Raw genomic sequence first — 24,398 nt, 5'->3', positions numbered from 1 at the left:
CAAGAGTTGTAAGTCAGACCTTTACCAGTTTCTTTGTATACGTCATTCCACATACCTAAGAAGTGATTAAAAACAAAACGAGAACAACCGATTGTTTTCGCAATCAGTATTTCCTGCTCTTTATTTGGGTAGATTCTGAACTTATAAGCTTTTTTGACTAACAATGCTTTCACCTCACTTCATTCCTTGGTTTTCGATGTATTTTCTAACCACATGAATGGGCGAACCACCAGTAGTTAATAAACAAAAACTTCTTGACCAGAACATTTCTTTCCAAAGTTTTTTACGAACTAATGGGAAGTCACGTTTTATCAGTCGGGAACTAGCACTCTTATACGCATTGATGAGCTTGGATAATTCTGTATTAGGTTGTGCTTTAAACAAAATGTGAACATGTCTTTGGGTATAATCACGCCTTCCTCTGATACGCCTGATTATACAATAAGGCATGATGTGTTTAAATACTTTTGGCTAACGCAATTCATCTCCCACCTATCACTGGGCTACGCCCTGCACGTGATTGAGGAAGGAGTCTTCTTGTGGAAAACCGATAAAGTTTGGTAAAAAATGTGACTATGCTAATAAACCAAACTATCATCAAGAATTCATTCATTTACAAGAACCCATTCCCATGAGGAAAAATGCTGAAGAGTTAGAACCTGTCTTAGAGCATTCTCAGATTTGTAAGCCATAAGAAAGCCATTTTGAGGACTCCTTCTCCTTCAATTTCATTCATTGCCCATTGGTTAATTATACTCCAACATTCCCCTTTTGAACCGGCACATAATTGATTAAAGGTTTTGGAGTAAGGAAGACACCTGCAGTATGAGTTGACTTATTACGGACCAATCCTTCTAATCAGCAACATGAGAAGAAAAGTAAATGACAAGGCAATTACTGAAACTATAAGTGTGGCGTAACATATAGCAACCATAATTGCTTCAAAAATAGTCATTGGTATCAACTCTCCTTACTCCAATAGTTTGAAGAAAATAGGTGGAAATTTGGATTACCAATCGCCCAAAAATCTCTTTCTAGGTACCCTCTTATTAAAGTATAACTCCTTACCTGACTGGCTAATAAACTCAATAACTTCAAAATAAAAGCGTCAATCCTTCTCGGATTAACGCCCTGATTTATTTTAATCTTCTTTTTCCTGATCAAACCATAGTAGCTCTTTATCATCAACGTCGCCATTATAATTGATTAGAATTTCATCTCCAGCTTTAATATCCGTATAAGCAAAGAAGTCAAATGTTTGGTTTTTAAAATTAATCTCATAAGTTGCATTAGGTTCATAAGAATGGTTAAACAACATACCATAACCAAGAAGGATAGCAGATCGACCGATTCCGTACTCAAATGCGTAATCAGCGAGTAATGTTTGCTCAATGTGTTCATGTTGTTCATTTGGGTAAGAAATGACAGGGGCTTCGTGTAAAAGTTGTCCTTTTTTAATATCGCACGTTGCAAATACCCCTCTATTGAATTCTCCATCACTTAAAGGAGATGTTTTGATCTCTATCATGTTTGTTCTCCTACTCACTTTTAAAATATTCTTTGTAGCTGTAAACATTAGCTAGTTCTTTAAACACTTCGTTTATCATTGATTAACGTGATTCTTTTGGTGGTTGGCAAACGTCACATTTACGTTGATGTTTATTTTTAAACTTTGTAAATGTTTTTTCAAATTTGCTACCACACGCACATTTTAATAATAACTTTTGAGAAAAGCCGTGATATTCAGTCGTTAGCAACTTACTTTCCGAATTAGTCTCAACAAATTCTTTAATTTTTTCAATCGTCCATTTTTTATTCAATCTTTACACCTCTATATTTTATCTCTATGCGGAGGCTTTCATGGCATCCGTTCAGTTATAAGGAACGTCTTAATACCTTAAGTTACTCATTATAACACGAGCTGGTATATAATCAAAACAGATTGGAAAAATCATATTTGACTAACATTCTACTACAAACATTTATGTATTAAAGATCTACCAATTCGTGTTGGAGGAAATACCCCCCCTGTTTTATTCACGACGGTACTTCTAATGATACAAGTGAATCTTCCCGGAAATCGAAAAGACTTCATCCACTCTTTTGTAATGCACATATACTCCACCATTATTTCAATTTTACAATATGTGTTATTCTATTAACAAAAAAGGATGGATTTTTTGATGAGTTACTTTCGCAAATTTATAACATATATACCGCCACTAATTTTAATTTACAAATTATTTTATTTCGGTATTCCTGATTATGTGAAGCCTATTTTTGTTTATGAATATATAATATTTTTCGGAGTTTCTTTTTTATTTGCTATTCTTCAAGATTTTTTTAATCTAGGTAAAAAAACAAAAACAGATATATTACTACGGGTTGTCATGATCATTAGTTCTCTTATCCTATTGATTACATCCATCTACTATACTGCCACGTTATCGATTATATTATCTACGATAATGTTCGTTGCAATTAGTTTCTCTTTATATTTAGAAATCAAGTCAAACAAGCAAGAAGAGTAATCTATTTTGCTTGTCTGGCTTGATGATTATTATCGTGAAACATTCACCACGTTAATTTTGTTTTCAGATGTTCATCCAAAATGGTTGTACAGCTGTTTAACAAATCATATTCCAATCATTTGCTTCAGTTGTTCAAACGGCACATAACCAATAATTGGTTCACGTAATTTATTATGAATAATCAATCGAGAATGAGGAATTCCCATCACCTTATATTCTGCTGCAATATCTGGGCTTTTTTCAACATTCACCCTTATAATTTTCACCTTACCACTGAATTCTTCATTAAGTTCTTTAAGTACCCCTTTGAACATTTTACACGGACCACACCACTCAGCCCAAAAATTTATTAACACGATCTTTTTAGTTTTTAAGTGTTCTCTTAATTCTTCCTTTGTCGTTACTTGGACAATTGACATCATTCTTTTCCCCCTTTGTGAAAATAAAAATCTTGAAGTTATAATATGCTTATTATTTTTATTAGACCCTACTCTTTCCTTTTACCGCACATTAAAGACCTTTAATATCTATTATTGGGCTAAAAAATTTTTATATTGTACTATCGAACACAACAGCCATCGCTGCTTTATAGCCCTCAGCAGCAGCGACGATTAATGAAGACTGGCCTAATTTAGCTGTCTCCCCCGCTGCATACACATTTTCCTGTGATGTACGTCCCGCCTCATCAACAACTATGCTACCATTTTCATTTAATTGACAATCGAGCTGCTCTGCAAATCGATTCGGTCGCACAAAGTTAGGTACTATAAAACCGCCAACTCTTTCTATTTCAAGCCCAGAACTAAACACTATTTTGTTTAAATAACCACCCTCACCATGAAGGTTTTGTATAGGCTCAGTAATGACAGTTACATCTTTTCTTTGTAGTTCATTCAATGCCGGAGCAGAAAGTTCATGACCATTTGTGGCGATTACTAAATCCTTTGACCAATTATAAATAAGCTTTCCTTTGAAAAGGGTTTGTTCTTCATTTTCGGAAATAATAATTAGCGGTTGATCTCTTAATTCCCATCCATCACAAGTTGGGCAGCTGAATAAACTTTTCCCATAATATTTTTGAATATCCGGAATTGATGGAAATTCCTCCTGAACACCAGTTGCCAATAGTATTCTCTCAGCCACATATTCAATTTCTTCTAACGTCATTAGCTACTTGTCCAATTGTGTACATGATACTCTCCTTTAACATTGCTACATATATGACTACCCTATTTTCAGTACGCCGGAAATAATCGCCAACATTTTGACCTAAAACCTACGATACTATAGTTTCCATAATCAAGAAACCGATTTTCCCCATCGTAAGGAAAAACCGGTCTAGTTTTTATTGAAAGAGAGTGTTTCGGATGTACATAACATCATACTTTTTACATCAATTGTTATTCTCCAAGGAGATTTATATATGTCCCTAGCCTAGGGCCTTCCGACAGTGCAATCAGGAGAAATGACATCCCATTTTCCAAACAACGTCAAACCAGCCGCTTTTGCTAGGAACGTTGAAGCTTCGTTATCAAGCTGGCATCTGTGCTGTGGTTCGTAACCTTGCTTAACAGCGAACTTGCTAATTGAACGTACCACTTTGCGAGCATGCCCTTTCCCTCTAAAAGGCATCAAAGACAGTACACCGAGATCGGCAATTTGCGTATTTTCTTTCCAAGGATACACGCTGGCTGCACAGACTAATCGGTTTTGCTCAAAAGAGCCGAACACCGCCCAATGATCCAACTCCACATACGCATCATCCAAGTCTTGTTCCGACGCGGAGGACTCGAACTCAGAAAAAATCACATCATCTTGCACTGATAATTGGCGCAATGTATCTTCCAAGCTTTCTTGCAGCAAGACGTTCTTTTCGGCTTCTGAAAAATAAAAAATAAAATCTGCACCATGCAGTGTGACTCCTGCTTCATTCAATCTCTGGCGAAAGTCCAGCTCAGACAGTTCTTGTCCACTAGAAAGGTCTAACTTATCGGCCATCTCAGGCGTCAGAACAACCATAACTCGATTGTCTATAGTTTCCAGCACCATGACCCGACTGTCTTCGCTCAGGTCCGGGTTGATTGCGACAGTAAAGCCTTTTTCGTTATAGATTACGTCTCCGTTTAAAAATTGCGACTTCCAATAGTCAGTTATTGTTTGTGAAAATAAAGGCATAATTTTTACCCCCTAATGTTGAAATCCTATTTAAAAAATACCATATTTCATCCATTTTTCAATTTTTTTCCTAACCTTCTTTCAAAGTTCCTTCACCTAATGCTAGGTAAACAGCTACTTCAAAATTGATATTATTTATATATACGCTCCGATTCTTTAAACATTATCAGCTAAGTATGTTGTTAAAGTATTTCAGTTTATTCAATTAACGCCCTGTGTTTTAACCCAATTCTCACAAATCTCAGCGAATTTTTTAACTGCCGGTGAAACAGACGTTTTAATTGCTAATCCGATTGTTCTAGTTTGCTCTAATTCAAGCGGAATGACTTTGTTATTCATTTAGCAGGGAGTTTAGCTATGCTCCGGTGGCATAAATCGTTTGCGCCGTACATTTTGGGATATTCAATATGCTTTTCACTAGACTCTAGTTTAATACATTTCTTGCCAATTCGATATAGGCCCCCATCGATGGTGAAATCCATTTTTCTTGATGCCACAGCATTTGAGTAGCAAATTGTATTTCCGATAAATCCCAAGGTAAAGCGATCAATTCTCCCCTCTCTAGCTCTCCCTTAATCGCCATTTTAGGTAGTAAGGCAATGCCGAGCCCAACCATCGTGCATTGTTTTATGGCTTCTACACTATTAAACTCCAACTCGGTCAAGCTATCGGCCCCTTTCCTCAATAACGTACGATAGAAGAAAGTCCGATAAGAGCAACCCTTTTCACTTAATAGAATTTGCTCTCTATTAAAATCTTCTATGCTTAATGTAGAGCGTGTAGCTAATGGATGGTCGGGTGAAACTACCATAAGAAATGGTTCGTCCATTAATAACTCTGTATGAAGATCCGTAGATATGACAGGTTCATCTAGCATAAAAACCACATCAACATTCCCTTCTCTCAGACTCTGTTTCAAATTATCACTAGACAATGGCCTAAATAAAAGACGAACGTGCGGATATCGTTCGCGAAAAAGCCTGAGCAATGCGGGTAACCGGTATGTACAGAGCACTTCGTCTGCACCGATAATAACCGTGCCAGTTAATTCTCCACTCTGACTTGAGACAGACCGAGCTTCCTCAACATCATTTAATATTTTATTGGCATAGGGCAACAGCTGGTGGCCTGCATCAGTTAATACAACACTCTTGCCCAAGCGATCCAATAGCTTAACGCCCAATTCTTCCTCTAAAGCTTTGATTTGCATGGTTACAGTAGACGGAACATAGTTCAATACTTCGGCAGTGCGGCTAAAACTCCGTGTGGAAGCAAGCGTCCAAAATGTTTTAAGCTGGCGGATTTCCATTGGGTCAACACTCCTTAATTCAAAAAAATTGAACGTTACAATCAAAAACGTTTCATTGATTTGATGGTAGCAATATCGTAGAGTAAAAATCAAGCTTCCACACCAAATCTTGTATTACAGAGGAGAATCGAATTATGAAAGATTACGAAATTTATTCACTGGGAGATGTCATGCTGCAATCGGGTCAAAAGCTACCTCAAGCCTTTCTTGCCTATAAAACCTATGGAACTTTAAATTCTGCTAAGTCCAATGTGATTGTTTATCCTACCTGGTTTGCTGGCCAGCACACCGATAATGAGTGGCTGATTGGTCCTGGCAAAGCACTCGACCCTGACAAATATTTTATTATTGTGCCTAATATGCTTGGGAATGGTTTATCTTCCTCCCCAAGCAATACACCCGCTCCTTTTGACAGAGCAAATTTTCCGCTCATTACGATTTATGACAATGTTCGGCTACAACATCAGCTCATAACCGAGAAATTTGATATTACGAAAATTGCTCTAGTCGTCGGCTGGTCACTGGGGGCGCTGCAAACCTTTCAATGGGGAACAAGTTATCCTGAGATGGTCGAGCGGATTGCACCGTTTGGCGGAACAGCAAAAACTAGACCACATGCTCAAGTAGTTTTTGAGGGACTTATCGCAGCTTTGCAAGCGGACTCTAATTGGAAGGAAGGCTTTTATGACAGTCAGCCTGTGACAGGACTTGCCGCGATGGGACGCGCCTATGCTCCTTGGGGTTTTTCCCAGGCTTATTATTTAGAGCAGCTCTATCAGGCGGAGGGATATTCGACGTTAAAGGCATATCTGGAAGACTATTGGGATCAAGTGTTCCTTTCTTTTGATGCCAACGATTTGATTGCTATGCTCCGTACAGGGATCAACGGAGATATTAGCGCCAACCCCCAAGACAATAGAAATTTTGAACAGGCATTAAACAAGATCACTGCTCATGCTCTTATTATGCCAGGATCGACTGATTTGTTCTTCCCTCCTGAGGATAATGCATATGAAGTGAAACATATGCCTAATGCTATTTATCAGCTAATCGAATCCAAATGGGGACATTGCTTTGGAATCGGACAAAACGATCAGGATTCACTTGTGATAGACAACTCTCTGAAACAATTTTTACAGATGAGTGATGTATCCTAGTAACAAAGAAGTAATGCCCTTCTCGATAGTTTGCGTGTTTTATTTTAGGACATCTTTTACCAAATGTAACTGTGAAAGCGGCTATTCACCTAAACAGAAACACAATCAAACTTGCTAAAAGAACTCACTGTGCTTTACCATAGGTAAGCATGATATGTGACAGTATCCATTACTCTACATAATCTTGAAAATATCTTTCCCTAAGGAGTGGTAGAATTGGCACGTGTTCTATTTATTAACGCTGGATCAGAAGGACATATCAATCCAACGATTGGAGTGGTGCAAGAGCTAATTTCGCGCGGAGAAGAGGTCGTGTATTTTACAATAGAAGCTTTCCGGGAGCGTATTGAGAAAACAGGAGCGATTGTACGAACATTTGATGGACAAAAATTTATAAAAGCCTTTATCTCAGGTGGAAGAAATCATTTGCTTGAAAGGGTCAATGGACTTTTACTTACTGCAGATATCGTCATCCCTAGCGTACTTGAACAGATTAAAGGAGAGCATTTTGATTACATCATCCACGATTCAATGTTTGGTTGTGGTCATCTACTTGCCAAAATCTTGAAGCTACCGGCAATCAATTCATGTACCTCTTTTGCTGAAACTAAACAATCATTCGATCAAACATTAGAACATCTTTCACAAAATGTCCCTACTGAAGTTTTAACAAAAATAAATGATGAATTTCTAAACCTAACAACAAAAATAAATAAAAAATATGGTATTGAAATTAGTTCACCTTATGAAGTGTTCTGTAACCCGGCACCACTGACAATAGTTTATACAACGAGGGAATTTCAACCTTTTGGAGAAGCATTTGACCCATCCTATAAATTTGTAGGTCCATCCATCTCCTCACGGTTAACGCAAGAAGACTTCGACCTTTCTGCAATCAAGGGAAAACCCCCTATTTATATTTCACTCGGTACGGTCTTAAATCAAGCCATTGATTTCTATAAGCTATGTTTGAAGGCATTCGGGAATAAAGAGCATACCGTTGTCATGTCGATTGGGGAACAAACACCACTTGATGCATTAGGAGAAATTCCTGAAAACTTCATCGTGAAAAATTATGTTCCACAAACCGAATTGCTACAATACACTAAATTATTTATCACACATGGTGGCATGAATAGCACTAATGAAGCTCTCTATAACGGGGTTCCACTTATCGTAATTCCACTCAGTGCGGATCAGCCAATCATTGCTAAACAAGTTACCAACATCGGAGCAGGAATTCAATTACAAATGGAAAGTGTGACAGCCAATGAACTAAATGAAGCTGCCAATCATGTGTTAAACACCCCTTCTATCCAAAATGCTGTTGCAAATATTAAAAAATCCTTCCAACATTCTGGTGGGTACCAAAAAGCTGTTGATGAGATTTTCAAGTTTACAGGCCAATATGATAGTTAAAAGCTCCCATTAATAGTGATGGATTTTTGTTTTGAAGTACAAAAAGCAAAATCGCAGTAGACAATTATTTTAAAATTAATAAAACAGTGATATCAAGAGGTTGGCTTTTATGTCACACATTATATTAAAAAATTAGTACATCACTCATAAATAGTGGTGTACTCTTTTTGTTCGTTAGACATCTAAATGAACTCATTTTCTACAACAAACTACCCTGTATAAGTGTGACTATTTACAATGATTAAATGTTGCTGTAAAAATTAAATAGCTTATCGAAATGGAAAATTATGTTACTATATTAAAGCACATATAAATAGTATATATTTCACTATATTTGTAGGAAGAAGGTTCATTATGAAATTAAATAATGAAAGAGATGGTGTTATGTATGCAATACTATCTTATATTATGTGGGGAATCACTCCAATTTACTAGAAACTTATTCAACACGTATCTTCAGCAGAAATTTTAGCACAACGTGTTTTTTGGTCTTTTATTTTTATGCTTGTTCTACTATTTTTCACAAGAAAATGGCATACATATGTAGAGTTCGCGAAAGAAATCGTTAAGAAACCGAAATTGTTCTGGTCCCTTTTGATTGCCTCTATACTGATTAGTTCTAATTGGGGTATCTTTATGTGGGCAGTGATTGAGGGAAGGATATTAGAAGCGAGTCTTGGCCAATACATCAATCCTCTTACTAGTATGTTAATCGGTGTAATTGCGTTGAAAGAGAAATTGAGTATTTTCCAAACACTATCATTTGTGTTAGCTGGCATTGGTGTGTTTACACTCACCCTACATTATGGGGTAATTCCTTGGATTTCTCTTAGTTTGGCTTTAACCTTTGGATTTTATAGTTTATTAAAGAAAACGATTAAGGCTGATTCAACTATTGGATTAGCACTTGAAACAATGGTGATTTTCCCTATTACGTTAGTATATTTAATGTACTTGATGTTTGATTCGAAAATACAGTTTTTTGATTCAGTATCAACAAGTTTATTATTAATGGGGAGTGGCATAGTCACAGCTTTACCACTTTTATTATTTACGAAGAGTGCCAAAAAGGTAACATTATCTTTGCTTGGTATTCTCCAATATATTTCTCCAACACTGTCACTAATGGCGGGTGTCTTTCTTTTCCACGAAGAGTTGACAAAGGCACATTTTATCGCCTTCCTGTTCATATGGTCAGCTCTTGCAATGTATGCTTTTTCTTCAATGAGAAAAACAAATACAGTGAAATCAGGGCCATTAGAAAGTAAAATGAAAGCTTAACAAACATTTTGCACGAAAGAAGTCGATTTGCTAAAAAAAAGAAATTGACTTCTTGGTTTTATTCAAAAAGATTACTGCAAATGGCACTCACCTACCCGCTTTTAATACGAATAACAAAAAAAGGAGAAAATGAAAGCACTTTTCTCCTTTGTATATCGAAACTATGCTTCATCAAAAGCCATTAACCAATTCACAATTGCTACTATTGGGAAGATAATGATTGCCGTAAGAACGGCAATTATAGGTACCATACTAATTGTTAGGGCAACATAGATCAAATACATAATCGGCGCAAGTAATAGAATACTTGGAACTATCCATCCTGAAAGTGCTATATATCGATAGACACCCTTCGCCCATTTAGCTTTCAAGATCAGTGGTACAATCAACAGCAAACTTATAAATGCTGGAATCGTAAAAGCGTAACTAATACCTTTGAACGTAAAACTAGTCAACGTAGCTAATAAAATCCATAAAAACTGCGTACTCATAACGAAATTCGCTGAACCGCATCTTTTCGAAATCCACTTCGCAAAAAAGAGACAAAACACCATCGCGAGTAAGACCAACACCGTAAGAATCGCCGGATCACGCTTACCAAACATTGCCATATTATATTCATTTATTTCACCGATCAATACAATTGTGGAAAGACGCATTAGAAGAAAATAGAAGATGAAAATGGCAACAAGACTACCTATTATCGCTAATAAGCTTAAAGCAAATCCCTTCATCTGTATCATTTTCATTTTAAAGCTAAAAATAAATATAGCGACTGTTAAGACAAGTAAAATTATCAACAATGGGACTACTAACTTTTCGGAATACACAACTAGTATTTTTTTCATTAACGGGAAGTAAATCGCATTACTTTTACTTTCCTCTATCGTTTGAAACTCCTTTGCATCCATCATCATAAACTTTTTCACTAAAGGAAATACATAGCTCCCGAAGTGACGAATTGTTCCCTCATCACTATTTTCCACACGATCTGTCGTTGCATGATACGCCTCTAATCCATTCATATTCGCAAAATTAAAGCCTAATTTTTTTGTCACTTTCAATTCGGTAAAATCTGTATCGTTCGGCATCCTTTTATACATTTCAGAAGCAAATGAATAGGCTACAGGATATGGAACAATCTCTTTATACAATTGCACTAACCGTAAATCATTTGGACTCGTTTCAAACATAATCGGTACTCCCGTATTGCCTCTTGCTTCGAAATTCAACATAACGCTTACTTTATTCATAACATCCGCTCGATCCTTAAGGGCACTAGCTCCTAGCAAACCCAGCTCCTCACCGTCTGTTAGCACAAAATAAATAGAATTTTTAGGTGCTGGCATTTGTTTTAATGCTCTTGCTGCCTCCAAAATTGTGACAACGCCATAACCATCATCTGATGCCCCAGGAGTTTCTGTTACAGAATCATAATGGGCTGTTAGTAAAATCGCATGATCATCGCCTGATGTCCCTTGAATTTTTGCAATAATATTTTCAACATTTTCTACACCTAAATCTGAAGCATACTTTTCACCTCTAATATCCTTCAATGGCTTCGATTGAATTTCAACAGGTATATCAAGATGCTGAAAGTGGTTAACAATATAATCCCTTACCCTTTTATTCGCAGGGGATCCCATTGGATGCGGTTCCTTTGCCACTTCTTTTAAATACTCAAGCGCTCGATCCGATGAAAAGTCCTTTTCAGTTTCCCCCATTTCTTCTTGAGAAGGACTTAAAAATTGACTAAAACTTATAAACAGCGTTAATAACCCTAGTACTATCGAAAAAATAAGCCATTTTCTTTTTTTCATCTAATCTTCTCCTTATTCTTTCTACTACTACTTAAAACTGAATTTTAGCCACTTAGATTTATCATATGTTTTTAATTTAATTTCTTTTCCAATCATCCTATTTTTGTCTTAAGATGTCGCTTCGCTTTCGCACAAAAAACACTTGCTATTACACAGCATCAACCTTAACGTAGAATGTAGTTCGCCTCATTCAAAAAACACAACGAATATCAAAACCACGTTTTGTTCTTCACTATAATTAAGTTTAGGAGTGATGCATGTTGAACAAGATGATTCAGGCTATGATTGATTGGATTGAAGAGCATTTGTTTGAGGGTTTTTCCCTGATAAAACTAAGTGAAGCAATGGGCTATTCTTCTTATTACTGTTCCTTTAAATTTCATCAAATAACAGGAATTAGTATCAAACGCTATATGGCCCTAAGAAAAACTTATCTGTCTTCAATCTCCCTTAGTGAAACAGATGAAAGAATCATTGAAATAGCGATCAAGCATGGCTATTCATCGCAAGAAGCATTTTCCCGAGCTTTCAAGGAAATTTTCGGCGTTACCCCCAATGCCTTTCGTTTACGTCCTGAACCATTGCAATCTTATGTAAAACTCACTATGAATAAAGCGAGGAATTATTATATGGATATTTCAAAAAAATTAAGAATTGAAGATTTACAAAAGCATGTGGATGAACATTTTGATTATGAAGTATTACATATTTTAAATGGACAACATATGTACGAACAATTCAGTTCTCAACAATTAATGGGAAAAAGCGATTACGCACCATTTAATGAAGCGATGTGTGTACACGACACCGTGAAACCCATTTTTAGCGACTCATTCAAACAGGTGAGAGCGTCAGGACATGAAGTCTCATTAGCAGAATATGAAGCAATTACAGTTGCACCGCTTGAAGAGACCTTATTTTCAAAAGAATATCAATGTATCGTTCTTTGGTTTGGTGAAGATATGTTTTGTCAGATGAACTTAATGACCGTGTTAGCGTATTTAGAACAAACATCATTCAAAGGAACAATTTACTATCATGCGGTGAGAGAGCAAACATATGATGTGCAAGAAACCGACATAACATTAGGAGCCTATTACGATCTATATGAAGCAGTGTTAATAGACCACCGTATGCCAGATGTAGAACTGATGCCTGTTATGTATCAAGGAATCAAATTATATTTAGAACTCTTGAACAACGACAACGAAATCACAAAATATATTCAAACACATCAACATCTTTCTCACGATGAAATTGTCCAGAACTTACTATATCTGTTCCCTCAATATGGTTTAGGGGATTCTCAATATTTAGCATTAATTAAAGCAACAATTTAATTTTTGGAGTTAGAATCACAAGTAGTGGTAAGGTTGCAACATAACTTTTTACCACTACTTGAAGCTCTTTTTATTCTATTAGTCCTATCGTATCAGCAATTCTAATACAATATTAATTTGTCATTTTTCTCATAATCCACTCAATGGGCCCTCTTTTAAATTTATTTCTCCATAAAACAGAAAATAAAATACTCGCTACGAAAAACAATAGTGTAAATACTAATGAAAATGCTAACGTTTGGTTTTCTAACCAATTGAATAAAGCCAATATGCCAACACCGATGAATACATGGCTTACATAATGGGTTAATGTTAATTGTCCTGTTTGAATAAGTGATTTTATCAACCATCGTCCAGCAAATTTATCTACAATATAAATAGAAGTAACGATGACAATAACCGCAGAAGCGGAATTCGATATGACATATAAAATGTTTGGTGGAATTGGCCCTGTTTGAAACAAGAATTCTGCACTGTTACCATCTAATACCGATAGAGATAGTCGCATTAATACTTTTGAAAGTACCTCTGTTGTTACGAGTAGAATTATAGAAATAAACAACATTTTATTTCTTACAGCTTTCTTCGATAAATCAAGTCTGCCAAGGAGCATTCCAAGCAAAAAGAAACAGACCCAAGGGAATACGGGGTGATACCCATTAAACAAAAGATTCCTAATAAAACCATCAATCGTCCAAAAATCAATATATTCCATAAATGGTCGATCTGGATGCCATCCATTCATATAATTCATTGTCACTTGTAAGACTTGCGAGGTGATTAAAAAAAGACTAGATAGGATGATCATGCGCTTTGTAGAAGCTACGATAAGAAAGGATGCAATCAGCATATAAACGCCATAATAATGGAGGATATCTCCGGTCCATCCTGCAACATATAAAAGTAAACCTAGAATAAAAAGAAAAGCGGAACGTTTCCATAATTTCTCCCTATTTTCTTTAATAGAAGATAGCTCACCGCTATTTCTAGCTTTTCTTGTCATCAAAGCAACTCCGATACCCGCCAACGTAACAAAAGTGGCAGACGCCCTTCCTTCGAAAAGCCCAGTAAACCATATAAGCCAATCCGGTCCATTCCCTGCTGCTCCCATAATAATTTTAAAGTTAACTATTAGCATCCCAAACATAGCCAATGCTCGAGCAAAATCTAACCCTTCAATCCGCTTTGATTGTAACTGTTCGGACATTACTATTCCTCCTTCTGTTAATACACAATCACTATAAACTATAGGGTTGACCTAATGTCAAACCAGCTTTTGTCTGTGCCTACGTCGAAATCCGTTACTTTATCACATCGAATTTATACCTACTTATATCCATTACTTTCATGATCAGTGATATCTGTTTTAAGGTTTTATCCTAAGTTTTTTGTTTGACATTAGGCTAGTCCTAGAGTTTATATTTATCTAGAGAAGAGGGATATTATGGATGAAACAATTACAATAAATCAATTGGCTAAAATATTTGATATCAATCATCATCAAATTCGATATTACGAAGAAAAAGGGCTTTTATTTCCATCGTACACAGATAATAATAGGTATCGAAAATATTCTCTGAAGGAGATTTATCAACTTGCACAAATATTAATGTTGAGAAACTTAAATCTTTCAATCGCACAAATTAAAGAGGTTTTAACTTCGTATGAAAAAAATGATTATTTGAGTTTATTAAGAGATAAATCAAAAGAACTTTCAGACGAAATAAACAAACTACAAAAGATTAAAAAAGCAATTGATCACCATTATGTAACTATTACAAACAAAAAAGTAAATTCAACAAAATACTTAAATGAAAGTCATTTAGAAAAAATAGTCACTTTAAAAACAAATGAAACTTTATCAGCCAAAGACTTTTTAAAATTACAATTATCAAAGCAATTTTTTTATCATGACATTATTTATGTTTTTGAAGATGGAGAATATCATATGTGTATAGAAACGGAAAAGGAAGCTGATTTCATCATGAATGAGGGTAAATATAGATCTATATTTATTTCAAGTGAAACGGATGATGAATTTGAGGAAAAAATAGTATCCATTATCGACAAAAAAAGTACCCCTATCTATGTAATGGAGCTATCAAGTGGCATTTTTACTAATAGTAATATTCTTGAATTAGAAGTTCTAATTCCCGAGAAAAGTGATAACAATGAGGGCTAATCGGGATGAACTAACTGTGATTTGTCGCAAGAACTGGCTTTTTTCTGTCAGTGAAGCAGCGGCAAATGCAAATGCGATCAAAAAATAGCCAAGTAACAGGTGCAAAATAGCCATCTATCTGAAAAAGATTTTAGATAGATGGCCATTCGTACGCCCCAAAAAGTTGCATATTTTTATATTTCGGCTAAAAGTTATAAAACAAAATCTTAGTTTATAAATACAAACACATTTTAAAATCTTATCAAATTACTAGACTTTCGTTCAAATGCTATACTAAGCGAGAGTTTTTTCGTTAGTGTAAATTTAACACAATTGGATCAATTTGTGTTTTTATCTTTACAGTAGACGGCACTAGTTTGAAATTAGCTGGGATTTGTTCGAAATTCTCAAACTGTAATTTATAAACTATACGATTATTTGTTCGGTCAGACAAATGTACGTTTGCCTGGTTAGAAAAAATTAAACGATCGTTAATGACCATCCCCCAACCATCTGCACGAACTTTTGGATCACCTTCCGTAGAAATTTGTACATGTAATGTACCTTGTTTGATTTCTAATGAATCAATTGTATACGTTACGTTATTCAATTGAAATGGCTGTAGTTGTGCTGTATTCACTTCCGTCTCAAATAAATCGAACACAGATGCTTCCATTTGAAGTACTTCAAACGTTGCGGGGTTAGTATATTTTGGGACGGACATATTGTAAACCATTTCCCCCAATATATCTGTGCTGCGGCCACCACTTGAAAATTTTGGAATCTTTTGTTACTCGCCATCACGGCCATCACGTTTGGTAGTTACTATTAATTGTCCTGCTTCATCTCGAATTGCAAATCGAACTTCTGATCTTACGCTACCGAAAAAGTCATCCTGTGCATCGTCAAGTTTTGGCACGTTCGCCACTTCTATATATTGGTATTTATTTAAATGTTGCTTATATATACGATCTTGATCTCGCTGGTATTGTTTTTTAAATTTAACTCGATATTGAATATCGATGTTTTCCCCATTTTCGATAACTTTATCAATAAAAACATCCAAAAATGGCTCATTATATTTTAAGAATTGTTCACCATCCAAATGTTCTTCCTGCTCGCTACTATTCGTTTCTACTAATTGTTTTGGCTCTTTAATCGGCTGTGCCACTTCAACCGGTGTACGATTCCAATAATAAAACGCAAAACTTAGCATAATAACGGCTGCACTAAATTTTTAAAGTATACCAAGATTTTTTAAGCTTTGTATTAGTTTGAATACGTTGCATAATAGCATCATCTTGGCTATGTGTCATCATTGGCTTATTGAGCTGTGCCAATAATATTTTTTGTTCATTTACTAATTGCTCATAATTACGTTGACAATTTTCACAGCATTGCAAATGAGCTTCCATTCTTTTTTGTTCAACCTCATCTAAAAAACCTTCTACATAATCTTCCAACAAATTCGAATCACATTTCATAAAAATAACCTCCTTTTGTCATTGTGATTGTCCTAAGTTTTCTTTTACTTCGGTGTAACTTATTACGAACATCATTTAAAGAAATTTGAAGCACTTCGCTTATTTCATCGTAGCTTAGCTCATTTACATATTTCAGTAACAATACCATGTACTCTGTTTCATCCAACTGTTGAAGAAGCTTTTCTAACTGCTCATTTCTTTCGTGTAACAACAATACTTTTTCAGGAAAATGATTATCCGTAAGATCACTGTCGATTCGTATTGTTTGTAACTTTTGAATCCGTAAATAATCGAAACAATTATTGACTATAATTCGGTATAGCCATGCATTAAATGAGCCGATTTTTTTATACTTATGTAAGCTATAAAATACTTTTATAAAACTATCTTGTACGATATCTTCAGCTGCGGCACGATTTTTTACTATTCTTATAACAGTGGTAAAAACTTTCTGCTCATAATGTTTTACAATATGTTCATAATGATGACTTTCACCATTCATTACTCGTGTGATTACTTCATCCATCTCCATATGTTTCACCTCCCTACTATTTTTTCGCCGATTTTGAATATAGATATTTGTTATTCAATAAACAAAACAACAAGCCCGCTCTGAAGTGCATGGGCCGCTAAAAAAATTACGCTTTAAACTTCAGCTTTATTTTTTATAATTCCGGCTTAAATGGGATTTTCAATTATAATGAATGAAATAAGCACCATTAAAAAACGGCTCACATATTGAACAAAAATCGTTCAACATGTGAGCCGTTTTTTATACTGAATTATACATTCATATCTGTTATAGCAGGAATATTTATTTCCTTCACACAAGAAACTGGTGATAAATTAATCACACATTGGACAATGGCTACAATATCTTGTACAGGAATACGTGTCCCTTCATACAACTTTATTGCTTTTTCAGCCCCTAACAGATTCCTCTCAACGTTTAGCCATATAAAAAGTTCATGTTACTTATCTAATCCTTTTTTTCACTTTGCCGATATATGAAAACACTACTTATTATGCTAAGCCCACCAAATAACAAAATCCATATATTCTTAAATAAAAGTCCATAGATTGTTATGACACTACCAATAATTCCACTTGAAAAAGCACTAGATACTATGGATTTTCTCGTTGGTTTAGGAAATTGAATAGAAGTTCCTAGATTTTTATTTCCCCATTTACAAGCCGCATCCATGATATTTTGTAGTTTGTCTAACATCTTTTAATCCTCCTACTTTTTAGAATACGAAAAAAGAAAAGAATGCATTGGACATTGCACCCAAAAAAGCCAACATTGAAACTGATAAGCACACCATTCCTGCAATCTTTTTCGCCTTCTGTTCTCTATTCTTTTTGGACATTAAAACTAACCCTAAGATTAGTAGGAAGGTTGCTAGAATGATATTCATCCCGATAAAGAAAGGTGCTGTTTCTTTTAGAAAGTCTATAATACTCCAAAATAAACTCATTAATATCTCCTCCTATTTTATAGTGCAAGAGAGCCTCTACTCAAAGACGCTTGTTACCAATTGCTTCGTCATAAATTGAAATGCGGCTAAATGATCACAGTTCTTTGAAATTCCTTCTTTACTTGCAATGCTTGAAAGAAGAACGGTGAAGGTAGAAAAGGCTAAATGTTCAGGAACTTTCAATTTAAGATTCGCTCGTTTGATGGCTGTACGAAATAGTTCACTACTATCAAACATTAGTTTTTCTTTCATTTCTTCTGAAAGTTTACTATAAAACGATGTGAAATCAGTCGTTTTCACGTCATATAGAAATGGCTTGCTTTCGTATTCATAGTAAAGCTGGATTATAGCTGTTTCAAAGCCGGACTTTTCAGGGCATTGTTCAATTCGTTCAATGAAGTTTTCATAAATTGTATTTTGAATGTCATACAGAACTTCAAAAAAAAGTTCTTCCTTACTTGAATATAAATTATAAAAAGTACCTGTAGATATTTCTGCTTTCTTACACAATGCGCCAATGCTTGTTTCTTTATAACCCGGAGAAATCCAAAAAGCCATACATGCATCTTTCAATTTACTTTTAATTAGAATTTTATCTTCTTCTGAAAAAACTTTTTTTCCTCTTGCCATAGGTGACCCCCCCTACTTTTATGAATATAATATACGAATATTCATATATTATATTCGTATGATAGCATTACCACCAAATTTTAACAAGTCATTAAATAACAAATTATTTTACATCGTTATCATTGCATATGTTTAAGTTTAGTTATTTAAGTGAAAAATTACTCTAAGCTTTTGATTTCACTGGATATAAAAAGCCAACGTTTTGAATAATGTTCCTTCAAAACGTTGGCTTTTCTTTCATTTCAAAAAACCTGTTTTCATATTTCTCCCCATTTATCACTTTTTGTTCGAAGGAAGATACTTCCTCCATTTCTCCCAAGCTTCCATGTAACCATTAAGATCGTGAGGATGAACTTTAATACACACGCCAATACGTGTATATAATTGAAAAACAACTTCATTCAAAAGTTGTTCCTTCGAAAAGGATGCATTTCCGTTCCACAAGGAAAACGATAAAAAAAGTGTATGTACATCTAGGTTATCTGGTGAAGAACAAAACGCATAGGTGAAATCGTAAATTTTAGGACCGATTAAAGGTGATGGGTCAATAACACCTTTTAATTGATTACAAGCATATACAAAATTATGAACACCAGTATCTCCGTGAAGGTAATACTTTCCATCTTGATGGTGGTAAGTTTCTAATGTATTTACCAACAATTCTACTCTTTTATGATCCTCACTTGCTATGAGTTTACCTATATTCATTTTGGAAGACTCAAAACTACTCTGATTAAAGTCTGACCAGGAGCTTCTTTGAACCCCGTTTACTCTTCCCCAAGGAATGTCCTTGTCCACCTTTACATAATGATGGAATAACTCTTGCGTTAAAATGTTCATCCATTCTAATTTCGATCCTCGATTATAGTGCGTTTCTCCGGGTATATAAGAGTACACTATAAATTCTTTATTATGATCTGTGTAAAGAACATCAGGCAACAATTCCACTTTTTTATATGTAAGCAGGAATTCCTCAGTGGCAGATATGATCATAGGATGGTCAATTTTTATCACAAAGATTGGCATATTTTTGCGCAGGATCGTATATAATATGCCTTCAGTTGTACCACTTTTTAACCTCTTTAATTCTAGATGATCATCTATGATCAAACCTTTATTAATTAGCAAATCCATGATTTCATTTATTTTTTCCATTTCTCAATCCTCTTTAGACGATTTAGTTAACTAACTTTATAAATTCGCTATTTATTTCAACAATCCTGCATCAAAAAAAAGCTGCCTTGGACTTTGGCAGCTTGATCTTGTAAGTCGCTATTAAACCCCTTCTAGCATCATTGTGGTACATAACTCATGCTTTTTCTCTTGCCCTCTGTGTATCTCTTATATTCTTTTGAACCGTTATAGCGGCAAATAAACTAAGAACAAATGCCATCCCAAAAAATCCTTTTTCGCTTAAAACAACACTTCCTGCATTATATAAACCGATGGCCATTAATGAAATAGATACAATAAGTGCGAACCAACTAATACCATAATAAATAGCAGTAACTGGTACGCCCTCATCTTTATCTCTAACTGCTTTTTGTAAAGATATTGCAGAATAAAGTCCGAATACTAAAACTGCAAAGTAAAATCCTTTTTCATTCAACTGCATAGTTGCGTTAAACAAACCTATTAGATAAGACGCAACGCCTACTAATAGCGCTCCCCACGAAGCCCCTTTGAAGGCCGGAGTCGGTTCTCCCTCTTTCCGTTCTTCTTTCATTTTTAAATCATCTCGTTTTTCTTTATCTACTAAAACTTCATTATCATCATTCAATTTTCCGCCTCCATATTTTAGTCTAAAAAAATGGAGCACCAGAGGCACTATAGTGCATCCAGTACATAGACCTCCATAACGAACCTGCCACTAAATTGAAGAAGTAAAAGCGATCTTCGTTATTAAAGTATATGCTCATTAGTATGAAGAAGATAACTACACAAACTTTAGGTTTTCGCGCTCAATTATGACGTGGCATAACTACATCCGATATCGGCTTGTACTTAGGCCTGTAAAAGGTGTTAGTGTAAATCTTAAATAAGTTGTACTAACTCTGGATCTAATACAACCATATGAAACCTCCAACAATCAGAGTATTCCGTACCGATTTCATGATCATGTAAGCAAACCCTGTTCATTCCATCACAGCCGTCAAGACCACAACAACCATTTAATCTACTGCTGTCTGAATGGTGGTTTGAATTGATTAAATCGTTGATGTTTATAATGATAGATCCTTTTAATATTTCATAAGCTGTTTCCTCTTGAATTAAATAGAAGCCTCTAGGAATATAATCTTGGCCATCGTTTTCATTAATCAAATTCAGGTCTTTTAATTCCGTTAATGGCTCAGAAATTTCTAAATTACATACTTTACAAATTAGTTTCAACTTGTCGTTTCCTCCTTTTATATGAATATGTGTTCCAGTCATGCTAGAAATACCCGTTACAACATACAAGTTACCTTCTTTCATGAAGCAAGATGAAGTCTACTTTCTAAAATTCCCAAAATAATTACAGTATCACTTTTTAGATTATGTACGCCAACTATTTGTAAATGCTGAAGCAGTTGATCCACGAATTTCCACCTCTTTTTTATGTTTAAAACAATTGCCTTCTTCCACTATCCTACACTGCTAGTGAAAAATTGCGTGCAGACAACTAGAGTTATTTACAATTACTTTATCATCAACAGTCTTACTCCCATGTTTATATTGTTTGATCAACATTCTATTCGCCCCCGTTAGCTCAATAAGTTTAATCTACTTTCTTAGAAGATTTGACTCTTTTTGAGTTCCATTTCCAAATTAAGATTAACGAAATGGCTATAATTAAAATCACAAGTTCAAAATCTAAATCCTTATCATGCTTAAACCACATTTTATAGCCTAAATTAACCTCTTTTTTCGGTTTTTGACCTTCCCCAAATAATTGTTCATAATCATTATTTGATTCTACTAAAACCACTGGACTACAAGGACTATTAAAATAGTTCCCTTTTTCTTCGTTCAAATAAATAATGTACTTCTTCCCCTTTTCAAAGTTATAAGCCCATGTAAAATCAGCTTCAAAAATTAATTGGGAATTCACTTCTGTTTTCCAACTTTTTTCAACTTCGATCAAGACATACTTTTTTGTCTCTTTTTGACCAGTGAATCCTTTTTGTACACTATCATTTTTCACATCTAAAACCGTCCCAACGATTGCAGTATCAAAATGGTCAATAGCTGGCCCCTCTAATTCAACACAACTCAAAGCATGGCTTTGTATTGGAAAAATTGTCGTTAGAGATATAGACATTATTATTATCAGTAGTATTAATCTCATATTTCCTCCATGAAGTTAAATTTAGCCAATTAGACGTCTTTGTTTGTCTTTACGTTTCAAAACGAAGGAAAGTCACTCCAAAAGTTTGGAATGGATTTTACTTTTATCTCACGATATCCTTTTGCTTGGTTTTGCTTTCCCCGAAGCCAACAAAGAGATATTACCACAAATATGGAAACATTAAAAAGAGTTCAAAAAGGAGAGCCTTTTTGAACATCTTTACTTTATTTCAATGGAATATTTAGTTCAATATTTTTTCCGATAGGATTGAAGTAATAGTTTATATAAATTTTTGCCTTGCCGTCATAATTTTCAAAGTCCTCGGTCGCATATAGATACTGCGCATCATCCGAGAACGAGCCACCTGTATATTTTAACGGCGTGCCATCTGCTTTTACAGCACTATTCAGAAACGAATGTCGACTTCTATCATCCCATTTCTTTGCAGCAACTGATACACCTTGCTGCGTTACAGAAATATCCCAATCCAAATAATCGGGCTTCATGAGTACTTCTTTTGTGCCAAAATCAACTTCGATAAAGTCCTTGCCCATTGGAACGGCATGAATAGCTCCAATTAATAGTTTGAGTGAATCTGAATCATGGAAATAGTTACTTTGTAAATTTAGCGTGAGTTTGCCGTCACGACTATTTCTGCCTATGGAAATGCCATTTTTAACGCTTTCTTCTCTTCGCTCCCCATTTTCCGTCTCTACCGCAATATTTTCAAGCGCTAAAATTTGCATCGTATTCGCTTCATCTAATTCAATATCGATTGCCATTCTTAATGGAGAACGGCGAATTTTTGTAATCGTAAACTTCTGACCATCGACATTGACAGTACGATTCACAGTAATAGTTTTCTCCTGCGCGATTTCATTTTGTAGTGAAAACGGTATTGAAATGTCAATGTTCCCCTTATCTTTTTCATAAAAATGAAAAACCGCTTTAAATTCCTTTGAAGTATAAGCGAGAGGCTCTGGAAAACTATAATCTACCGAAGAAGAGATATGTGTTTGATTTGATTGATGGCCCGTAAATGAACCGCCTTTAATTTCTTCGTCCCCTTGGAACAATTGAACTCCCTCCAAGTGTAATTCCGACATATCAAATGAGGCATCGGCGTCATAATAAAGTACGAATCCCGAATTGTCTGCAATTACGCCTTGCAATGTAAGCGATAGGCCTTTTTTTGATTGCGTCGCATTGATTTCTTCATAGTAGTCATTGTCCACAATATCTTTTATGCCTTTATCTCTTACAACCGCAGATACAATTACTTGAAAGCCAGGTATTTTTGCAACATGGCTAGCAATCGTAGGAGAAACACGAATTGAAAATAAAAAGCTTAAGCAAAACAAAAAGGCTATTGCACCCGAAACAATGCGCTTCTTTGCTCTTTTTTCTCGTTGAACTTTACGAAACATATCCATCCGTACTTGTTGAAGTTTCTCCTTTGGAACGTCAATCGGTAGTTTGCTCATAGCCAGTCCTCCTTTTCTCCAGCGAAGTTTCTAAGCTTCTTTAGTATGTAATGAAGCTTAGACTTTACAGTACCCTCCGGAATTTGATTTAGCTCAGCAATTTCTTTGTTTTTTAGTTGCTGAAAATATTTCATATAGACGAGTTGCTGCTCCGACAAAGATAAATGTTCCAATAACCGCTCCATATCAGAGTAGATCACCCATTCAACTTGGTGATGCTCCTTAATGGCAACGGTTGGTTTGCGTTTTCGCAAATGGTCTTTACAACAATTGATTAAGACGCGTACGAGCCATGTTCTGGCATATTCGTGCTGTTTAACGGTATGCATTTTTTTCAGTGCCTTATAAACTAGGTCCTGCATCACGTCTAAAGCGTCTTGCTCATTTTTCAAATATGTAAAAGCCATGCGATATAAAATTTCTTCATCCATTTCAATAAGTGAAAGTATCGCTTGATGATCACCACGAATAGCACGCTGCACGATTTCACATTCCATCCTTTTCGCCTCCTTCCTCCATTAGACGGAGTGATGCTTCATTTCGTTCAAAAATTTTAAAATCATTTGAAACCTTCTATGAATTTACGATTAATCTTTGCGTCAAAGATGTTCCCTTTGAAGACATTTGTTTTTAATTCCGTCCTACTCAGTTAGCTCAATAAGAAAAGTTACCTTTAACTTGCCCCTGTGACTAATTTCATTAGCTACATACTTCATTGTATTCCATAAATATCCACCCATGGAACAAAAAACGGCAGATATGAATCTTAAAATTCATACCTGCCAAAGCTGCTTACTCAAA

27 protein-coding genes and 4 pseudogenes are annotated in these 24,398 nt (G+C 35.2%); 6 read left to right on the top strand and 25 right to left on the bottom strand.

Annotated elements, in window-relative coordinates; genetic code table 11:
* The 5 genes and pseudogenes from ABE34_RS13725 to ABE34_RS13705 all read right to left on the bottom strand — a co-directional run.
* On the bottom strand, positions 1–164 hold a 164-nt coding region (locus ABE34_RS13725; RefSeq protein WP_197143118.1), incomplete at its 3' end, for a helix-turn-helix domain-containing protein.
* 10 nt (positions 165–174) lie between these two features.
* Positions 175–396 (bottom strand): annotated as a pseudogene (gene tnpA / locus ABE34_RS13720) (IS200/IS605 family transposase); the annotation flags it as partial.
* Between the two features lie 354 nt (positions 397–750).
* A complete protein-coding gene (locus tag ABE34_RS25850; protein ID WP_197143107.1) occupies positions 751–849 on the bottom strand; it encodes a hypothetical protein in 99 nt (32 codons plus the stop codon).
* A 292-nt stretch (positions 850–1,141) separates the two neighbouring features.
* Positions 1,142–1,528 (bottom strand): SET domain-containing protein, encoded by a 387-nt coding sequence (locus tag ABE34_RS13710; protein WP_197143106.1) that lies wholly within the window; start codon positions 1,526–1,528, stop codon positions 1,142–1,144.
* An 82-nt stretch (positions 1,529–1,610) separates the two neighbouring features.
* Positions 1,611–1,820: a hypothetical protein gene (locus tag ABE34_RS13705; RefSeq protein ID WP_197143105.1), complete on the bottom strand. Its 210-nt coding sequence runs from the start codon at positions 1,818–1,820 to the stop codon at positions 1,611–1,613.
* 363 nt (positions 1,821–2,183) lie between these two features.
* On the opposite strand from ABE34_RS13705, the gene ABE34_RS13700 reads away from it, so the two are divergent.
* A complete protein-coding gene (locus ABE34_RS13700) occupies positions 2,184–2,531 on the top strand; it encodes a hypothetical protein (protein WP_197143104.1) in 348 nt (115 codons plus the stop codon).
* 104 nt (positions 2,532–2,635) lie between these two features.
* Here ABE34_RS13700 and ABE34_RS13695 read toward each other — a convergent pair whose 3' ends face one another.
* From ABE34_RS13695 to ABE34_RS13675, 4 genes and pseudogenes are all read right to left on the bottom strand, one after another.
* Entirely contained in the window at positions 2,636–2,953 is a 318-nt protein-coding gene (locus ABE34_RS13695; protein ID WP_197143103.1) for a thioredoxin family protein, read from the bottom strand.
* A gap of 127 nt (positions 2,954–3,080) precedes the next feature.
* Positions 3,081–3,701: pseudogene (locus ABE34_RS13690) on the bottom strand (NAD(P)/FAD-dependent oxidoreductase); the annotation flags it as partial.
* A 264-nt stretch (positions 3,702–3,965) separates the two neighbouring features.
* Positions 3,966–4,706, bottom strand: coding sequence for a GNAT family N-acetyltransferase (locus tag ABE34_RS13685; RefSeq protein WP_197143101.1), 741 nt, complete (start codon positions 4,704–4,706; stop codon positions 3,966–3,968).
* Positions 4,707–5,130: 424 nt separating this feature from the next.
* A complete protein-coding gene (locus ABE34_RS13675; protein ID WP_197143099.1) occupies positions 5,131–6,015 on the bottom strand; it encodes a LysR family transcriptional regulator in 885 nt (294 codons plus the stop codon).
* Positions 6,016–6,149: 134 nt separating this feature from the next.
* On the opposite strand from ABE34_RS13675, the gene ABE34_RS13670 reads away from it, so the two are divergent.
* The 3 genes and pseudogenes from ABE34_RS13670 (at position 6,150) to rarD (ending at position 9,872) form a co-directional block, all read left to right on the top strand.
* The gene (locus ABE34_RS13670) at positions 6,150–7,172 is read left to right on the top strand and encodes an alpha/beta fold hydrolase (protein WP_197143098.1); all 1,023 of its coding nucleotides are present in this window, start codon (positions 6,150–6,152) and stop codon (positions 7,170–7,172) included.
* Positions 7,173–7,388: 216 nt separating this feature from the next.
* Entirely contained in the window at positions 7,389–8,591 is a 1,203-nt protein-coding gene (locus tag ABE34_RS13665; protein WP_197143097.1) for a macrolide family glycosyltransferase, read from the top strand.
* A 354-nt stretch (positions 8,592–8,945) separates the two neighbouring features.
* Positions 8,946–9,872, top strand: a pseudogene (gene rarD / locus ABE34_RS13660) (EamA family transporter RarD).
* A 161-nt stretch (positions 9,873–10,033) separates the two neighbouring features.
* Here rarD and ABE34_RS13655 read toward each other — a convergent pair.
* On the bottom strand, positions 10,034–11,692 hold the full coding sequence (locus tag ABE34_RS13655) for a M28 family peptidase (RefSeq protein ID WP_197143096.1): 1,659 nt from the start codon (positions 11,690–11,692) through the stop codon (positions 10,034–10,036).
* Positions 11,693–11,952: 260 nt separating this feature from the next.
* On the opposite strand from ABE34_RS13655, the gene ABE34_RS13650 reads away from it, so the two are divergent.
* Positions 11,953–13,032, top strand: a complete 1,080-nt coding sequence (locus tag ABE34_RS13650; protein WP_197143117.1) for a helix-turn-helix transcriptional regulator — start codon at positions 11,953–11,955, stop codon at positions 13,030–13,032.
* 112 nt (positions 13,033–13,144) lie between these two features.
* On the opposite strand, the gene ABE34_RS13645 is transcribed toward ABE34_RS13650, so the two are convergent.
* On the bottom strand, positions 13,145–14,239 hold the full coding sequence (locus ABE34_RS13645; protein WP_197143095.1) for a DUF418 domain-containing protein: 1,095 nt from the start codon (positions 14,237–14,239) through the stop codon (positions 13,145–13,147).
* 237 nt (positions 14,240–14,476) lie between these two features.
* Here ABE34_RS13645 and ABE34_RS13640 point away from each other — a divergent pair, with 237 nt between their 5' ends.
* Positions 14,477–15,214, top strand: a complete 738-nt coding sequence (locus ABE34_RS13640; protein ID WP_197143094.1) for a MerR family transcriptional regulator — start codon at positions 14,477–14,479, stop codon at positions 15,212–15,214.
* Positions 15,215–15,506: 292 nt separating this feature from the next.
* On the opposite strand, the gene ABE34_RS25150 is transcribed toward ABE34_RS13640, so the two are convergent.
* The 14 genes and pseudogenes from ABE34_RS25150 to ABE34_RS13580 form a co-directional block, all read right to left on the bottom strand.
* Positions 15,507–15,929, bottom strand: a complete 423-nt coding sequence (locus ABE34_RS25150) for a hypothetical protein (protein ID WP_241747112.1) — start codon at positions 15,927–15,929, stop codon at positions 15,507–15,509.
* 54 nt (positions 15,930–15,983) lie between these two features.
* Entirely contained in the window at positions 15,984–16,409 is a 426-nt protein-coding gene (locus ABE34_RS25145; RefSeq protein ID WP_241747111.1) for a hypothetical protein, read from the bottom strand.
* 13 nt (positions 16,410–16,422) lie between these two features.
* Positions 16,423–16,677, bottom strand: a complete 255-nt coding sequence (locus tag ABE34_RS25140) for an anti-sigma factor family protein (RefSeq protein WP_241747110.1) — start codon at positions 16,675–16,677, stop codon at positions 16,423–16,425.
* Complete coding sequence (locus ABE34_RS13630; protein ID WP_197143093.1) at positions 16,667–17,209, bottom strand: RNA polymerase sigma factor; 543 nt, start codon at positions 17,207–17,209, stop codon at positions 16,667–16,669. Before ABE34_RS13630 ends, ABE34_RS25140 begins: the two co-directional genes overlap by 11 nt.
* A 250-nt stretch (positions 17,210–17,459) precedes the next feature.
* Positions 17,460–17,606, bottom strand: a pseudogene (locus tag ABE34_RS25135) (short-chain dehydrogenase); the annotation flags it as partial.
* Between the two features lie 50 nt (positions 17,607–17,656).
* On the bottom strand, positions 17,657–17,905 hold the full coding sequence (locus tag ABE34_RS13620; protein WP_197143092.1) for a hypothetical protein: 249 nt from the start codon (positions 17,903–17,905) through the stop codon (positions 17,657–17,659).
* Positions 17,906–17,924: 19 nt separating this feature from the next.
* Positions 17,925–18,155 carry a hypothetical protein gene (locus ABE34_RS13615; RefSeq protein WP_197143091.1) on the bottom strand — a complete coding sequence of 77 codons (231 nt, stop codon included), beginning with the start codon at positions 18,153–18,155 and terminating at the stop codon, positions 17,925–17,927.
* A 36-nt stretch (positions 18,156–18,191) separates the two neighbouring features.
* A complete protein-coding gene (locus tag ABE34_RS13610) occupies positions 18,192–18,785 on the bottom strand; it encodes a TetR/AcrR family transcriptional regulator (RefSeq protein ID WP_197143090.1) in 594 nt (197 codons plus the stop codon).
* A 276-nt stretch (positions 18,786–19,061) separates the two neighbouring features.
* Positions 19,062–19,940 (bottom strand): hypothetical protein, encoded by an 879-nt coding sequence (locus ABE34_RS13605; RefSeq protein WP_197143089.1) that lies wholly within the window; start codon positions 19,938–19,940, stop codon positions 19,062–19,064.
* Between the two features lie 154 nt (positions 19,941–20,094).
* On the bottom strand, positions 20,095–20,511 hold the full coding sequence (gene yiaA, locus ABE34_RS13600) for an inner membrane protein YiaA (protein ID WP_430982167.1): 417 nt from the start codon (positions 20,509–20,511) through the stop codon (positions 20,095–20,097).
* Positions 20,512–20,819: 308 nt separating this feature from the next.
* Entirely contained in the window at positions 20,820–21,176 is a 357-nt protein-coding gene (locus tag ABE34_RS13595) for a hypothetical protein (RefSeq protein ID WP_197143116.1), read from the bottom strand.
* A 367-nt stretch (positions 21,177–21,543) separates the two neighbouring features.
* Positions 21,544–22,113: a hypothetical protein gene (locus tag ABE34_RS13590; RefSeq protein WP_197143087.1), complete on the bottom strand. Its 570-nt coding sequence runs from the start codon at positions 22,111–22,113 to the stop codon at positions 21,544–21,546.
* Positions 22,114–22,337: 224 nt separating this feature from the next.
* Entirely contained in the window at positions 22,338–23,597 is a 1,260-nt protein-coding gene (locus ABE34_RS13585) for a DUF4179 domain-containing protein (protein WP_197143086.1), read from the bottom strand.
* Positions 23,594–24,094: a sigma-70 family RNA polymerase sigma factor gene (locus ABE34_RS13580; protein WP_197143085.1), complete on the bottom strand. Its 501-nt coding sequence runs from the start codon at positions 24,092–24,094 to the stop codon at positions 23,594–23,596. The genes ABE34_RS13585 and ABE34_RS13580 overlap by 4 nt, the downstream gene beginning before the upstream one ends.
* Between the last annotated feature and the right edge of the window lie 304 nt (positions 24,095–24,398).

It is taken from the genome of Lysinibacillus sphaericus, assembly GCF_015844675.1.
Lineage (GTDB): Bacteria > Bacillota > Bacilli > Bacillales_A > Planococcaceae > Lysinibacillus > Lysinibacillus sphaericus_E.
Note: the sequence above shows the minus strand (reverse complement) of the source record. Positions and strands in the feature narration are given on the sequence as shown.